General features: G+C 29.5%; 12 protein-coding genes, 1 pseudogene and 1 CRISPR repeat array. Of the genes and pseudogenes, 7 read left to right on the top strand and 6 right to left on the bottom strand.

Going from position 1 to position 16,807, the window contains the following annotated elements:
• The first annotated feature begins 32 nt into the window (after positions 1-32).
• The 5 genes from dapF to ACULEV_RS11720 all read left to right on the top strand — a co-directional run bounded on the left by dapF (position 33) and on the right by ACULEV_RS11720 (position 4,238).
• The gene (gene dapF, locus ACULEV_RS11740; RefSeq protein WP_445455249.1) at positions 33-815 is read left to right on the top strand and encodes a diaminopimelate epimerase; all 783 of its coding nucleotides are present in this window, start codon (positions 33-35) and stop codon (positions 813-815) included.
• Between the two features lie 85 nt (positions 816-900).
• A complete protein-coding gene (locus ACULEV_RS11735) occupies positions 901-1,434 on the top strand; it encodes a GNAT family N-acetyltransferase (protein WP_445455248.1) in 534 nt (177 codons plus the stop codon).
• 4 nt (positions 1,435-1,438) lie between these two features.
• The gene (gene mltG, locus ACULEV_RS11730) at positions 1,439-2,479 is read left to right on the top strand and encodes an endolytic transglycosylase MltG (protein WP_445455247.1); all 1,041 of its coding nucleotides are present in this window, start codon (positions 1,439-1,441) and stop codon (positions 2,477-2,479) included.
• Positions 2,480-2,602: 123 nt separating this feature from the next.
• Positions 2,603-3,487 carry a DUF2279 domain-containing protein gene (locus tag ACULEV_RS11725; protein ID WP_445455246.1) on the top strand — a complete coding sequence of 295 codons (885 nt, stop codon included), beginning with the start codon at positions 2,603-2,605 and terminating at the stop codon, positions 3,485-3,487.
• A 97-nt stretch (positions 3,488-3,584) separates the two neighbouring features.
• Positions 3,585-4,238, top strand: coding sequence for a peptidoglycan-binding protein LysM (locus tag ACULEV_RS11720; RefSeq protein ID WP_445455245.1), 654 nt, complete (start codon positions 3,585-3,587; stop codon positions 4,236-4,238).
• Here the strand turns inward: ACULEV_RS11720 and ACULEV_RS11715 are convergent, their stop codons facing one another.
• The gene (locus ACULEV_RS11715; RefSeq protein ID WP_445455244.1) at positions 4,239-4,970 is read right to left on the bottom strand and encodes an SAM-dependent methyltransferase; all 732 of its coding nucleotides are present in this window, start codon (positions 4,968-4,970) and stop codon (positions 4,239-4,241) included.
• A gap of 225 nt (positions 4,971-5,195) precedes the next feature.
• On the opposite strand from ACULEV_RS11715, the pseudogene cas9 reads away from it, so the two are divergent.
• A pseudogene (gene cas9 / locus ACULEV_RS11710) lies at positions 5,196-8,888 on the top strand (type II CRISPR RNA-guided endonuclease Cas9); the annotation flags it as partial.
• 164 nt (positions 8,889-9,052) lie between these two features.
• A CRISPR array of direct repeats spans positions 9,053-12,245; the repeat unit is 36 nt; unit sequence GTTGTGGTTTGATTAAAGTTTGGAAAACACGATATT.
• Positions 12,246-12,357: 112 nt separating this feature from the next.
• On the opposite strand, the gene cas2 reads toward cas9, so the two are convergent.
• The 4 genes from cas2 to dnaA all read right to left on the bottom strand — a co-directional run bounded on the left by cas2 (position 12,358) and on the right by dnaA (position 15,564).
• Entirely contained in the window at positions 12,358-12,687 is a 330-nt protein-coding gene (cas2, locus tag ACULEV_RS11705; protein WP_445455243.1) for a CRISPR-associated endonuclease Cas2, read from the bottom strand.
• On the bottom strand, positions 12,678-13,592 hold the full coding sequence (gene cas1 / locus ACULEV_RS11700; protein WP_445455242.1) for a type II CRISPR-associated endonuclease Cas1: 915 nt from the start codon (positions 13,590-13,592) through the stop codon (positions 12,678-12,680). The genes cas2 and cas1 overlap by 10 nt, the downstream gene beginning before the upstream one ends.
• A gap of 83 nt (positions 13,593-13,675) precedes the next feature.
• Positions 13,676-14,131, bottom strand: coding sequence for a low molecular weight protein-tyrosine-phosphatase (locus tag ACULEV_RS11695; protein WP_445455241.1), 456 nt, complete (start codon positions 14,129-14,131; stop codon positions 13,676-13,678).
• Between the two features lie 5 nt (positions 14,132-14,136).
• The gene (gene dnaA / locus ACULEV_RS11690) at positions 14,137-15,564 is read right to left on the bottom strand and encodes a chromosomal replication initiator protein DnaA (RefSeq protein WP_445455240.1); all 1,428 of its coding nucleotides are present in this window, start codon (positions 15,562-15,564) and stop codon (positions 14,137-14,139) included.
• 200 nt (positions 15,565-15,764) lie between these two features.
• Here dnaA and ACULEV_RS11685 point away from each other — a divergent pair, with 200 nt between their 5' ends.
• Positions 15,765-16,166, top strand: coding sequence for an acyl-CoA thioesterase (locus ACULEV_RS11685; RefSeq protein ID WP_445455239.1), 402 nt, complete (start codon positions 15,765-15,767; stop codon positions 16,164-16,166).
• A gap of 19 nt (positions 16,167-16,185) precedes the next feature.
• Here ACULEV_RS11685 and ACULEV_RS11680 read toward each other — a convergent pair whose 3' ends face one another.
• Positions 16,186-16,806, bottom strand: a complete 621-nt coding sequence (locus ACULEV_RS11680; RefSeq protein ID WP_445455238.1) for an IMPACT family protein — start codon at positions 16,804-16,806, stop codon at positions 16,186-16,188.
• Position 16,807: the final 1 nt, after the last annotated feature.

Here is a 16,807-nt window from a genome sequence, read left to right as displayed (position 1 = left end):
TATTCTATCTTTGTTGTATCATACAGAAAAACATGAATCTTACATTTTATAAATATCAAGGAACGGGAAATGATTTTGTCATGATAGATAATCGTACTAATAGTTTCCCCAAAAATAATACCAAACTAGTTGCTTTTTTATGTGACAGAAAATTTGGCATAGGTGCTGACGGATTAATTTTACTAGAAAATCATGAAAAATATGATTTCAAAATGAAGTATTATAATTCTGATGGAAATGAAAGTAGTATGTGTGGAAATGGTGGCAGATGTTTGGTAGCATTTGCAAAACAACTTCAGATTATTCAAAATAAAGCAGAATTTGAAGCAATTGATGGTTATCATTTTGCTACTGTTGATGAAAATGAAATTGTTTCCTTACAAATGAAAGATGTGTCAGATGTTAAAGTGTTTGAAAATCATACTTTTTTAAATACTGGTTCACCACATCATGTAGAGTTAGTGTCAGAATTATCAAGTTTTGATGTAAAAAATAGAGGTAGCCAAATTCGATACTCAAATTTATATGGTAAAGAAGGTAGTAACATTAATTTTGTAAAACAAATTGAAAGTGACAAATTTGCAGTTCGCACTTATGAACGTGGAGTTGAAGACGAAACTTTATCTTGTGGAACAGGTGTGACTGCTGTAGCTATTGCGATGTATAATAGTAAGTTAACAGAAGCAAATAAAGTAAAATTAAATGTTGAAGGAGGAAGTTTAGAGGTTAGTTTCAATGAGAAAAACGGAAAATTTACTGATGTGTTTTTAATAGGACCAGCAAAATTTGTATTTAAAGGCGAAATAGAAATTTAATTATGATACTTTTTAGTTTATTAATAATAGTAATAGTTTTATTAGTTGTTTGTATAATTTTAGTAAGTAATAAAAATAATAAATAGTGATTACACTAAAAGGACAATATATATATTTAAGAGCTTTAGAACCTGAAGATTTAGAGTTTGTTTATTCCATTGAAAATAATGAAGAAATTTGGGAAATTAGCAATACACAAACACCTTATAGTAAATTTCTAATTCGTCAGTATTTAGAAAATGCACAACAAGATATTTATGAAGCGAAACAACTTAGATTAGCTATTTGTTTAAACCAATCATCAGAAGCCGTTGGGTTAATCGATTTATTTGATTTTGATCCAAAAAATAATAGAGCAGGAATAGGTATTTTAATTCAGAAAAAAAGAGATAGAGAAAAAGGTGTGGGAACAGAAGCCTTAGGTTTGTTGATTCAATATGCATTCCAGCAATTGCAATTACATCAATTATATGCAAATATTGGACTAGAAAATAAGCATAGTTTGCAACTTTTTTCTAAATTTGGCTTTCAAGAAATAGGAATCAAAAAAGATTGGAATAAAGTAAACGGAATCTACAAAGATGAATATTTGGTCCAATTAATTAACCGTAAAAAATAAAAACTTGAACTTAAAGAAAATAATAGCTTTTATTGCTGTAGCAGGAATTATAGTAGCAGGAATTGTTGCTTATGTCGTTTATAACAAGGCGTTTGTGCCAAATACAAAGTTTACTGAAAAAGAAGTTTATGTTTATATTCCTACCAATTCTTCTTACGAAGAAGTCAAAGAAATATTAAATCCATATCTTAAGAATTTAGATAAATTTGATTTCATGGCTACCAACAGAAAATACAATCAAAACATTATAGCAGGTCGTTTTCTATTAAAAAAAGGAATGACCAATTTTGATATTGTTCGTGCTTTACGTCTTAATTCACCAGTACGAGTAGCTTTTAATAATCAAGAAAGCATAGGTAATTTAGCTGGTCGATTAGCATCACAAACAGAACCAGATAGCTTGGATTTTGTACAAGCATTTACAAATCCAGATTTTTTAAAAGAAAATGAATTTACTGAAGAAACTGTTTTAGCAATGTTCATTCCAGATACTTATGAATTTTATTGGAATACTTCAGCTAGTAAAATAGCCGAAAAAATGGCTAAATCTTATAGAAGATTTTGGAACAATGAAAGAACAATGAAAGCTTCGGATAAGAGTTTAACTCCTTTGCAAGTTTCAACTTTAGCTTCAATCGTTCATAAAGAAACAGTAAAAGCAGATGAAAGAGCAAGAGTTGCAGGAGTTTATTTAAATAGGCTAGCAACAGGAATGCCATTACAAGCAGATCCAACTATAATTTATGCTATAAAAAAACGCTCAGGAGATTTTAATCAAGTTATAAAAAGGGTTTTGTATGACGATCTAAAAATCGATTCTCCTTATAATACTTATGTTAATGCAGGGTTGCCACCAGCACCTATAACTATGCCAGATATTTCGGCTATTGATGCAGTATTAAATGCAGAAAAACACGATTATTATTATTTTTGTGCGAGTCCTTCAAAGCCTGGTTATCACGCTTTTGCTTCAAATTATGCACAACATCAGATTAATGCAAAAGAATACAGTCAGTGGGTAAATAAATTAGGGATTAATAGATAGTTTTTGGAGCAAATCTACAGTAAATATTTGTTATCCATTTACCTGCTTTCCGTTGCAATCTTTTCTTATTTCTTTAAAAATAAGAAAAGGATTTCCACTGCAATCAGGGCTAGTTGGGTTTTTATGTTCTTTTTTGTAACATCTGTTTGTTTTTCCCAATCCAAGTTCAATCAATTTCTCAAGCCTTCCGATACTTTAAACACTTCCCGAAAAACTAAAATTTATATAGCAGAATCTATTGCCTTAGGAGGAACACTTATTGGTTTAAATCAACTTTGGTATAAAGAATATCCAAAAACCAGTTTTCATTTTATAAATGACAATCAAGAATGGTTGCAAATGGATAAAGTAGGTCACATGTATTCTTCGTATCATTTAGGAAGAGTTGGGGCAGAAATGCTTGCTTGGAGTGGAGCAACACAAAAAGAACAGTTACTTTATGGTGCTACATTAGGATTAGGTTTTCTCACAGTTGTAGAAGTTTTTGATGGATTTTCGGAAGAATGGGGAGCATCATCTGGAGATATGATTGCTAATGTATCTGGAACAGCTTTGTATGTTTCCCAAGAACTACTCTGGAAAGAACAACGTATAATTCCTAAATATTCTTTTCATCAAACCCATTATGCTTCATTACGACCAGAAACTTTAGGAAATGGATTTCAAGAAGAATTTTTAAAAGATTATAACGGACAAACATATTGGTTATCTTTTAATATAAGCTCATTTGTTAAAAATAAATCCATTCCAAAATGGCTAAATCTTGCTGTAGGATATGGTGTGGAAGGAATGTTATATGGTACAAATAATGAAGCATTCAAAAACAATTATATTCAACAGCCTTCTCGTCAATTTTATTTAAGTCTTGATGTGAATTTGACGGAAATTAAAACAAACTCCCATTTTTTAAAGACAATTTTTACTGTTTTTAATACCATAAAAATTCCTGCTCCAACACTCCAAATGGCTGATTTTGACGGATTTAAAGGGCGTTTGGTCTATTTTTAGAAAACTTTAACAGCCTCATAATCAATATTATAAAAAATGTCGTATCTTTGCCCTCGGAAATTTCAGTGTGGTGACAGGGCCTGAGAAATTTAAATTTATGGTAAAAAAAGGTTCGTATTTTTTTGGATTGACCATCCTAGTAGTATTAGTTTCATCGGGATTTAATTCTTTTGAAATTGAAAAAGTAGAAGGGTTTCATTTAGGAGAAAATGAGAAAATTTCTTATAATGTTCCTAGTGAAGATGAAGATGAAATCGAAGTTAAGAGCAGTATTGTAGCTGTTCCTTATGTTGGGAAAACTTTTGCTGGTTTTAAACAAGCATTAGCTTTCAAAGAATCAAGAGGTATTTTAAGCATGGTTAACTCTTATGGTTACATGGGTAAATACCAATTTGGTAAAAGTACATTACGTTCTGTAGGTATTTACGACTATCAAGAATTCTTAAGAAATCCAGAATGGCAAGACAAAGCTTTTAAAGCACTTATTGCAAAAAACAAATGGGAATTAAGAAAAGAAATTGAAAAATATAACGGAAGAGTTATAAATGGAGTAAAGATTACAGAATCAGGTTTAATTGCTGCTGCACATCTTGGAGGAGCAGGTTCAGTAAGAAAATACCTAAGAAGTAATGGTAGAAGTGGTTTTAAAGATGGCTTTGGTACTTCGTTAAGAAGTTATATTAAAAAATTTGGAGGATACGATATTTCTAATATTGCTCCAAACAAAAATGCCAAAGTAAAAATTAGTTAATTACATTTTATGTATAATGAAAATGCAAGGTCGCTTATGTAAGTCGACCTTGTTTTTTTTCCAGTCAGCTATAGTTTTTGTTTTTATAAATTCTGTAGGTAAAGTAATATCACAAGCAATACATAAATGAGTGGTTGGTTGTAATATTTGTATCAAATCTTCTAGTAATTTATTGTTTCTGTAAGGAGTTTCAATAAATAATTGAGACTGATTTTTCTCATGCGATAAACGTTCAAAGTGCTTCAGTTCGTTTTTTTTCTCGTTGGAGTCTATTGGTAAATACCCATTAAAAGCAAAACTTTGTCCATTCATGCCACTAGCCATAAGTGCTAAAAGAATAGAACTCGGACCAACAAGTGGCACAACTTGAATTCCTTTTTCATGAGCCAGTTTCACTATAACAGCACCAGGATCGGCAATGCCAGGGCAACCTGATTCACTTAATAATCCCATGTTTTTTCCTTCAAGTAAAGGTTTTATCATAGTATAGTGCTCAGCTATTTCAGTATGCTTGTTTAATAAAGCTAGTTTTAGTTCAGATTGTTTTTTTTCTGGATGAATACTTTTAATAAAACGACGAGCTGTTTTTTCATTTTCTACAATATAATCCTCAATAAAATCAATACTTCTTTTAATAGTTTGTGGTAAAACATCTTCTGGAACAACAGTAGTTTCTCCAGGATTAGATAAGGTACAAGGAATTAAATAGAGTTTTCCAAAAGAGGTATTCATCGATTTCTAATTTTAGTTTCGCAAAAGTACAAAAAAAGTCCCACCGAAGCAGGACTAAAGATTTTCATCTACTCCGCCTAGGCGGATTATTGTGATAAGATTAAAGTTTGGAAATTTTAATCTAAAACAAATATAAGAAAAACTTTTTTTAGTTGGTTTATGGTTTTCCGTAATGATGTTAATTTTCTTTTCTTTATTTTTAAGAATTGTTAAAAGTGTAGAATTATGGCAAAGATTTTAGGATTGGATTTAGGGACAAATAGTATTGGTTGGGCGATTAGAGATACAGATTTATTAGGTAATCAAATTATTGATACTAATGTAATTGTTTTTCCACAAGGTGTAGGAGAAGAAAAAGGTGTGGAATTTTCTTTGGCATCTGAAAGAACAAAACACAGAGCCTCAAGAAAACTTTATAAAAGAAGAAAAAAAAGAAAAACGGATTTATTAAAACTTTTAATAGAAAACGGCTTTTGTCCTTTAACTAATGATGAGTTATTGCTTTGGTCAGTTTATAAAAAAGAACGAGAAATGAAATATCCAACTGAGAATTATGAATTTTCAGAATGGTTAAAAATTAATCCTTATGAAGTAAGAGCAAAAGCAGTAAATGGTTTAGTTTCTAAGTTTGAACTTGGAAGAGCGTTATACCACATGTGTCAACGTAGAGGTTTTAAAAGTGGCAGAAAAGATGCTGATGTAGGAAAAGATTTAGAACAATTTATAAAAGAAAAAGAGAATTTAGATAAAAATGGTTTTAAAACTTTAGGAGAATATTATTTTGATTTGCTTAAAAATGGTGAAAAAGTAAGAAAAACTAAATTTAGTGCAGACGATCAAGAAGTAAATTCATCAAGAATAAGTTATGTAGAGGAGTTTAATTTTTTAGTAAAAACCCAAAACATAAGTAAAGATTTAGCAGATCAATTTTTTGATGCTATTTTTTTTCAAAGACCTTTAAAATCTCAAAAAGGAGCTATTGGAAAATGTACTTTAGAGAAAACAAAATCTAGATGTGCTATAAGTCATCCTTTGTTTGAAGAATTCAGAATGTTTCAATATTTAAATTCTATAAAAGTCAAAGAAAGAAATAATGATAAATTTGTTTTTCTTTCTGAATATCCAGAATATTATGAAATAGCTCAAGATAAATTTTACAGAGTAAGTGCCAAAAATTTCAAATTTGTTGATATTTCAAAAAGTATTATTAATCAAGCGAAGAAAAATAATTTGTTTTTTGAGTTTAATTATAATGATAAATACCCAGTTGTAGGAAGTCCAACAATAAGTAAATTGATTGAAGTTTTTGATGGGAAAAGTTGGAAAGATTGTAAAAAAATAATTCAATCAAAGTACAAAAAAGAAGATAATAAAACCATTGATGAATTAGTTGATGAACTTTGGCATACTTTGTTTTTTGCTGGAGATTTTGTCAATGATGTTACTTCAGATAAAGTAAAAAGTTTTATAAGAGATAGATACTCAATTTCAGAAGAGAAAGTCAATTATTATGAGCGTATTAGTTTAAAACAAGGATATTCTTCATTAAGTAAAAAAGCAATTGGAAAAATATTACCTTTTTTAGAAGAAAAAATAATTTATCCGTATGCTGTTTTCTTTGCAAATATTGATGTTATAATTGGTAAAGAAAAGTGGATTAAAAACAAGCAATTTATTCAAGATAAGATTATTGATATCATTTCTAAATATAAAGACGAAATACTAAAAATCGATATTGTTAATGGTCTAGTTGGTGATTTTATTAGAGAATATGACAACTCTAATTATGATTATATTCTTGATGAAACGGATAGAAAAAGTGTTTTAGAGAAAATCAAAGTTTTCTACGGAAAATATCTTTGGGATAAAATGGCTGACTCTGAAAAAGATGCCCTTCAAAATGAAATTGAAATCACTTTTCAAAAACAATTACAAAAAAGAAGAACAGGAGGTTATTTTTTATCAAAACCTAGAATAGATGAAATAATAAAAGAATTTTTAATAAAAGAATATAAAGTTTCAAAAGAACAGGCTGATAAATTGTATCATCCTTCGGCAATGGATGCTTATCCACAAAGTCAAGATGGCTTTTTAGGATTACCGTTTACAAATTCTATTAAAAATCCTATGGCAATGAGAACTTTATTTTATTTACGAAAATTGGTTAATACATTGCTGAAAGAAAAGAAAATTGCTCCAGATACCGAAATTATTATTGAGTTAGCAAGAGAGTTAAATGATAAAAATAAAAGATTAGCGATTGAAAAATGGCAACGAGAAAGAGAAAATGAAAATAAAAATTATAGAGCGCTATTAGAAGAACTAGCAGAAGACACTAATTCTATTGTTACAGAAACTGATATTGTAAAATATAGATTATGGATTGAACAAAATAAAAAATGTTTATATACTGATTTAGCTATAAATATTGAAGAACTTTTAGGTTCAAATCCTAAATTTGATATAGAGCATACTTTTCCTAGAAGTAAATCTTTTGACAATTCTCTTGCAAATAAAACTTTAGCTGAAAAATCTTTTAACCAAATAAAAGGAAATAGAATTCCACAAGAATTAGAAGATAAATATAAACTCAATTTTATAAATAATACGAAAGATTGGAAAGTAAAAATTGAAGAATTAGAAGAAAAAATTGAACAACAAAAATATTTTTCAAAAGTTGCTAGTACAGTTGAGCAAAAAAGCAGAGCTATTCAACAACGTCATTATTTAAAGTTAGAATTAGATTATTGGAAACAGAAGCTATATCGATTTACAGCAACCGAAATAAAACCAAATTTTAAAAACAGCCAATTGGTTGACACAGGAATTATTACTAAATATTCAGAACTTTTTTTGAAGTCATTATTTCAAAGAGTTTTTCCAGCAAAAGGGACTATGGTTGCAGATGTTAGAAAATCTTTTGGTTTAGATGTTAAAGATAGAAATTATCATTATCATCACGCTATTGATGCTGTTGTGTTAACATGTATGGATAAAAGTATTCGAGATAGTTTGGCCAAAGCATTTAATGAATCTGAAGAATTAGGAAAGATAGAAAAATTTAAACTGCAAAAACCTTGGAGAACTTTTACTGAGGATGTCAACGAATTAAAGAATACTATTATTGTAGTTCATAAGCATAAAGATAAAATTGAAAAACAGACAGTTAAGAAACTTCGCAAGCGTAATAAAATTCAATACAATAAATCTGGAAATGTAATTTACGAAAAAGGGCAGGGAATAAGAGCTTCATTACATAAAGATACTTTTTATGGTGCAATAGAACGTGAAAATGGAAAGAATGAAAAAGAGATTTGGTTTGTTTTGCGTAAACCAGTTAATGCTGCTTTTAAAGATGCTGATGTAGATAAAATAGTTGACGAAGGAATAAAAACTAGAATTCTTAAACACGGATTAAAAAACATAAGAACAGATCAAGGATTTATTAAACTTCCAAGTGAAAAGGACGAGAAAGGTAAGGAGTTAAAAGAAATGCTAATCAAACGAATCAGAGTTAAAACGGTAAATAAGAATTTACCTAAAATAAAAACACAAAGTCATGTTTCTCAAGGTAAACGAAAAGAATACAAAGAACATTACTATGCAACTTTAGAAAATATTTTCGCAATGGCAATTTATGAATCCGTTGAAGGAAAAGGAAAACCACCATATAAAACAATTTCAGCTTTTGAATTGGCTAAATTTAATCAAGGCAAGAGTAAATTAGAAATGCCTATTGAAGAAAATGTTGAAATTATTTATAAGAAAACAAAAATGATAATGCCTTTATCTAAAATTTTAAAGGTAAATCAAATGGCAATTTTTTATGAAAATAATCCAGAAGAACTAAAAACAATTTCTAAGCAAGAATTAAATAAAAGACTTTTTAAAATTACAGAATTTGAAGGTGATGGTAGAATAAATTTCCGTCATCATGCACAAGGTGGAGCTGATAAAGATTTGAAAGAAGAGTCATCTTTAAATTTTGAAAAACCTGCTCAAAAATTAAGAATAAGTTTGAGTAATGTAAAAGCCATTTTTGAAGGGAAAGATTTTATTATTTATCCATCAGGTAAAATTGATTTATATTTTGATTAAAGTTTGGGAAACACGATATTCTAACCAAGATAATGATGTACTTCATAATGGTTGTGGTTTGATTAAAGTTTGGGAAACACGATATTAGGTTTAGACATGTATTTTAACACATACGGGTTGTGGTTTGATTAAAGTTTGGAAAACACGATATTATCTTTGTCAATATGTCAGTATCTTTTGTCGTTGTGGTTTGATTAAAGTTTGGAAAACACGATATTAATTAGCAGTAAAAGATAAGGAATCTCTTAGTTGTGGTTTGATTAAAGTTTGGAAAACACGATATTATAAATGACTACCCCCCATATAACTATAGGTTGTGGTTTGATTAAAGTTTGGAAAACACGATATTGGTATATTTACCCTGTCGGGTGTCTCTGATGTTGTGGTTTGATTAAAGTTTGGAAAACACGATATTTCGCCTAACACGTCTACGTACACGTCGTGTGTTGTGGTTTGATTAAAGTTTGGAAAACACGATATTCTAATAGATCTGGCGAATAATCTATCCCACGTTGTGGTTTGATTAAAGTTTGGAAAACACGATATTGTTAGAACAACTGCTGTAGCAGCTACAGCAGTTGTGGTTTGATTAAAGTTTGGAAAACACGATATTTAGATTTCTTAAATCAATCGCTTCTTTGGAGTTGTGGTTTGATTAAAGTTTGGAAAACACGATATTAACGAAAACGCAACTTATTTTGATTTTTAGTTGTGGTTTGATTAAAGTTTGGAAAACACGATATTATGGTAAATTGTTTTTTGTTATTTACCAAAGTTGTGGTTTGATTAAAGTTTGGAAAACACGATATTCCGTTTTTATTAAAAAATATAAACATCTTAGTTGTGGTTTGATTAAAGTTTGGAAAACACGATATTGTTTTATTATCCTTATTCTTAAAATAATAGTTGTGGTTTGATTAAAGTTTGGAAAACACGATATTATGCTGTACAGTTGTAGCAAGGCAAGATAAGTTGTGGTTTGATTAAAGTTTGGAAAACACGATATTACAGTAGGATAACGAAGTTATCCATTAACCGTTGTGGTTTGATTAAAGTTTGGAAAACACGATATTATGGAAAATATAAAGGTTAAGATAGGAACAGTTGTGGTTTGATTAAAGTTTGGAAAACACGATATTCCGATTAGGGCCATAACTTTACCAACTGGTTGTGGTTTGATTAAAGTTTGGAAAACACGATATTAACCTTTTGTATAAACTATACCTTTTTGCCGTTGTGGTTTGATTAAAGTTTGGAAAACACGATATTATGTTAGTAGATGGTAAGTTAGATTTGTCGTTGTGGTTTGATTAAAGTTTGGAAAACACGATATTACTGCCGATAAAACTTTAAGCAAGGCTGAAGTTGTGGTTTGATTAAAGTTTGGAAAACACGATATTCCCAAAACAATAAGATATGAAAATTTACAAGTTGTGGTTTGATTAAAGTTTGGAAAACACGATATTACGACCGAAGTAAAAAGAAATTACTTGAGTGTTGTGGTTTGATTAAAGTTTGGAAAACACGATATTTTTGAATTGTTATTAATTAATAATTGATAAGTTGTGGTTTGATTAAAGTTTGGAAAACACGATATTTAAAGTAATAAAAGTAAAGCTAACCAACCGTTGTGGTTTGATTAAAGTTTGGAAAACACGATATTCTCCTGATATTAAGGCGCCCGTAATTATTGTTGTGGTTTGATTAAAGTTTGGAAAACACGATATTCGTACACGCGGACACGCGCGTTACTCGCGCGTTGTGGTTTGATTAAAGTTTGGAAAACACGATATTTAAATAAATAAAAAAAATGTCAAAGTATTTGTTGTGGTTTGATTAAAGTTTGGAAAACACGATATTCCTCCTGATATTAAGGCGCCCGTAATTATTGTTGTGGTTTGATTAAAGTTTGGAAAACACGATATTCGTACACGCGGACACGCGCGTTACTCGCGCGTTGTGGTTTGATTAAAGTTTGGAAAACACGATATTAAAGCTGTATCTGCTCGAATAGCATCATTTGTTGTGGTTTGATTAAAGTTTGGAAAACACGATATTCTCCTGATATTAAGGCGCCCGTAATTATTGTTGTGGTTTGATTAAAGTTTGGAAAACACGATATTTTATTTCCAAACATTCCACCTAAGAGGTTGTTGTGGTTTGATTAAAGTTTGGAAAACACGATATTCCTCCTGATATTAAGGCGCCCGTAATTATTGTTGTGGTTTGATTAAAGTTTGGAAAACACGATATTTGGAAGTCAGGTAATACAAGGAACTTTTCCGTTGTGGTTTGATTAAAGTTTGGAAAACACGATATTTTTATTGTTTGACTATTTCTATATATTTCTGTTGTGGTTTGATTAAAGTTTGGAAAACACGATATTAACACCTTGTTTGTATTGACGTTGATTGATGTTGTGGTTTGATTAAAGTTTGGAAAACACGATATTCTACACTACATCAATCTTAGGAGATTTACAAGTTGTGGTTTGATTAAAGTTTGGAAAACACGATATTATTGACAAAGATACTGATACTGACATATTGGTTGTGGTTTGATTAAAGTTTGGAAAACACGATATTTCTTATTAAAGAACTTCAAGTAGACCATGAGTTGTGGTTTGATTAAAGTTTGGAAAACACGATATTTTGAGTAAATTGTTCATTTGGAACACCAATGTTGTGGTTTGATTAAAGTTTGGAAAACACGATATTTATAATTCCTATTATATTGGAAGGTTTTCCGTTGTGGTTTGATTAAAGTTTGGAAAACACGATATTTATAAGTCGTTGATTCCGTTCTATACCATAGTTGTGGTTTGATTAAAGTTTGGAAAACACGATATTCAATAAGGATTACTTCCACTTAGTGTATTAGTTGTGGTTTGATTAAAGTTTGGAAAACACGATATTCTGAAGCATTAAAAGTAACTACTGCAGCAGTTGTGGTTTGATTAAAGTTTGGAAAACACGATATTAAAAGAGAATTACTTTCAGTATTTGTTATGTTGTGGTTTGATTAAAGTTTGGAAAACACGATATTAGCAGATTTTTATAATCACACTTTCAAATAGTTGTGGTTTGATTAAAGTTTGGAAAACACGATATTAGTATCTTTTGTCAATATGTCAGTATCTTTGTTGTGGTTTGATTAAAGTTTGGAAAACACGATATTAGTTGGCTCGTTACCTTCTAATTATCAAATAATTAAACAAGAATATCGTATTAAAAAATGCTTCTTTTTTACAGTGATAAGGTAAGATTGAAGCATTTTTTTGTTTCTAAAATTAAAATAATTCTAATTGTGTAGGTTGTGGTTCTTTAGGAACTTCTGCTTTACCCCAAAAATTTAAAATATTACCAAATTGTTTATCGGTTATTCGTAAAACACTCACTTTTCCTAATGGAGGTAATAAACTATGAATTCGTTTTTCATGTACATCTGCACTTTCACTACTAGCACAATGTCTCATATAAACGGAATATTGCATCATGGAAAAACCATCTTTTAAAAGATTATTTCTAAACCCAGAAGCGTTTTTTCTGTCTTTCTTAGTTTCGGTTGGTAAATCAAAAAATACAAATAACCACATAATTCGATATCCATTTAGCTCCATAATTTTGGATATTTTATTTTCTTCCTTTCACCTGTATAACAATGTTGTAAAGAGCTGGCTGTCTTTTGTAAGGCAACCATTAATGGACTTTTTTCTTCTTTAAAATAAACAGTTCGCGTTAAAATTTGTAAAAATTCTGTTTTAATTTGTGTGTTAAGCTCTTGTTCTTTGTAATTGTGTATAATTTCGAATACTTTTTCATCAACTATAGGACGAAAAGGTTCCATTATATCATCTGCTAGTGCAAAAGCATTATATTTGCTTTTATGATGAATTCCTAAAGTATTTAACAAACCACTACCAGACAGTGCTCTTGCTGTTGCGGCTCTCAAAATTGCATAGCCATAATTCAAAAAATTATTAGGATAATTACCAAATCGCTCTCTTTTGAAATCTATTTTTTCAATCTGTTCTTTATTACTAAAATCAAAAAATGATTTCCAATAGAAATTGGCTGCTACTCCTTCCATATTTGAAGTGTCACCACTTAATACTTTAGACGCTAAGAATTCAAAATTATTTTTCTTAGAAGTAATTTTATGCAGAAGAATTCCCTGATTTGTTATTTTTTCAATAATAGTTTGTTGCCACAATTGTTTTTTTAATGGAATGCTTGCATTAATTTGATTTTTAAAAATTTCTTGTTGTATATGATGACTATTTAAATTTAAAAGCATCCCATTTGGAAGATGATTAAGTGTATTACAAAAAATAACTGCTGTATTATTGTCTACAAGTAAATTTATTGCTGGTATACTTATGAATATTTCAGCATGATCGACAACTAGATAACCTATGTCTTCAATAGGAATAGTACTTTCTCTAGTTTCAGATTTTATTACTAACTGTAAATTTTTTGTGGTAATGGAGGATTTATTTTCTAAAAGAATTGATTTTTTTAGCATTTTTTATTGCTAATCTACTTATAATCAATGTTTTTTAATTACGGAAAACCGTAAATATGAAAATTTTTGGGATGGAATTGAACTTATGTTAATTTTTTTGCAATAACTTCACAAACTTCATCTAGCATTTGAAAAACATTTTCAAAGCCATCTTCACCACCATAATAAGGATCTGGAACATCAACATTTTCACCAGGAAATAGCTCGTTTAGAATGAGTTTTACTTTAGATTTCGCTTTCTCATTTGGAGCTAAATTTAAAACATTTTTATAATTTGACATATCCATAGTGTATATGTGGTCAAAATTTTCAAAATGTATGACTTTAAAATGCTGAGCTACTTGATTGGTAATGTCTATACCGTATTTTTTTGCAATAGCAATAGAGCGTTTATCAGGTAATTGACCCACGTGCCAATCACCAGTTCCAGCAGAATCAACTATAAATTTATCTTTTGGTAACTTGCTTTGTAAAATGCCTTCAGCTAATGGTGAACGGCAAATATTACCCAAACAGACCATTAATATTTTTACAGCCATTTTTCTTATAAAGAAAGTTTTTTATTAATGTCGTCTACAAACTTTCTAAATTGTTTGTCTGTAGTTACTAGATTATCAACTGTTTTACAAGCATGTAGTACAGTAGCATGATCTCTATCTCCAATTTGATTTCCAATATTTGCTAATGAAGATTTTGTAAATTTCTTTGCAAAAAACATAGCTAATTGTCTAGCTTGAACAACATGTCTTTTTCTAGTTTTTGATTGAAGTGTTTCAATGTCTAACTGGAAATAATCGGAAACAATTTTTTGGATATAATCGATAGATATTTCTCTTTTTACATTTTTTACAAACTTTTCAACAACATGTTTGGCTAGTTCAAGATTTACTTCACGTTTGTTAAATGAAGATTGTGCAATTAAAGAAATAATAGCTCCTTCAAGTTCTCTAACGTTACTTTTGATGTTTTTGGCTACATATTCTATAATCTCTTCAGGAATTTCAACACCATCTCTAAATAAAATATTTTTTAATATAGAAATACGAGTTTCATAATCTGGCTGGTGTAATTCAGCAGATAATCCCCATTTGAAACGTGATAATAAGCGTTGTTCAATATCTTGCATGTCAACAGGAGCTTTATCAGAAGTTAAGATAACTTGCTTTCCGTTTTGATGTAAATGATTAAAGATATGAAAGAAAACATCTTGAGTTCCAGATTTTCCCGATAAAAATTGTACATCGTCTATAATTAGTACATCAATTAATTGGTAAAAATGAATAAAGTCATTTCTTGTATTTTTCTTAACAGAGTCTATATATTGCTGTGTAAAAATTTCAGCAGAAATATATAAAACTGTTTTTTCAGGGAATTTGTCTTTAATTTCCACACCTATAGCATGAGCTAAATGTGTTTTTCCTAATCCTACACCTCCAAAAATTAATAAAGGATTGAAAGAAGTTCCTCCTGGTTTGTTTGCAACTGCCATACCAGCACTTCTAGCTAATCTATTAGAATCTCCTTCTAAGAAATTATCAAAGCTATAATTTGAGTTTAACTGGGAATCAATGTTAATATTTCTAATTCCTGGAATTATAAAAGGATTTTTTAGTTCAGGATTTTTTTGTACAATTGGAACATCTACTTCTTGTGTTTTAACAGCTTGTCTGTTATTACTTGGAATTTGTTCTGTAAATGGAAGCTTATTACCATAAGTATTTTCCATTTTAATTTTATACAATAATTTTGCACTTTGCCCCAATTCTTTTGTAAGAGCTACTTTTAAAAGTTTTACATAATGCTCTTCTAACCACTCATAAAAAAACTTACTTGGAACTTGAATAGAAAGTGCGTTATCATTTAGGTCAACTGCCTGTATAGGTTCAAACCAAGTTTTGTAGGCTTGTTCCTGAATGTTATCTTTTATAAACAACAGACAATTTTTCCATACTGATTGCGCAGTTTTATCCATATATTTGCTTTTTTTTATAATTATTTATAGTTTTTATAGTAGTTGCCTTACAAAGTTGAATGAGTTAATAGCTTTGTAAACGGGAGAACAAATATGTGAACAATTTTTGGTAAAAAAAAACAAAAAGGCTATTGATTTTTTAAAAAAAATATTGTAAGCCTATTAATGATTTGTTGATGTTAATTTAAGAAGTGTTTAATATGAGAGAATATGAATTTGATGTAAGAGTTCGATATGCTGAAACTGACCAAATGGGAGTGGTATATCACGGGAATTATGCCCAGTATTTTGAGATGGGAAGAGTAGAATGGTTGAGAAACCTGGGAATTTCTTACAAATGGATGGAAGAAAATGGAATTATGTTACCTGTGGTCGCTTTAAATATGAATTATAAAAAGCCAGCTCGTTATGATGATTTATTAAAAGTAAAAACTATCTTTAAAAGTCAGTCTTCTGTTAAGATAGAATTTGACTATGAAATTTATAATGAAAAGGTTGAGTTGTTAACAACTGGTTATTCTATGTTGGTATTTGTTAATATGAAAACAGGTCGTCCAACTTTGCCTCCAGATTATGTTATGGAACGATTGAAAAAACTTTAAAACGAAATTTGTTGAAAAACTATTCAGCAAGTTTTTTTATTTCAATCTCAAATAAGGCGTCAAAAATTTCTTTTACTTTTTCTTCGTTTTGTTTTCGGGTTGTAATTTCAATTTGACAATTCATTTCCATCTTTTGTGAAATAATAGTAAGTTGCTGTTCTTTTATTACTCGCATTACTTTGTTCATGTTTTTATAGTCAAATGTAAGTAGGTAATGTATGTCAATTGTTTTGTTAATTATTACTGAATTGGCAAGAGCCATTTGTGCAGCTGTTTTATAAGCTGAAATTAAACCACCTACACCTAGTTTAACTCCACCAAAGTATCGAACTACCACTATTAGCACATTGGTAACGTCAAAGGACTGTATTTGACCATAAATGGGCGCTCCTGCGCTATTATTTGGTTCTCCATCATCATTAGCTCTATAATAGATGTTTTCTGTTCCAATTTGAAAGGCATAACACCAATGTCTTGCTGTGTGATGTTGTTTTTTTAATTGACTAATAAACTCTTTAACTTGTTCTTCATTGGTTACTGGAAATGCATATCCAAAGAATTTACTGTTTTTTTCTTTAAATAGAATTTCTTCTGAAGGCTTTTCAATTGTTTTGTAAGTGTCTGTAAAAAAATCGCTCATT

Source organism: Flavobacterium sp. HNIBRBA15423, from assembly GCF_052655965.1.
This window is presented reverse-complemented; position numbering and strand designations above follow the sequence as displayed.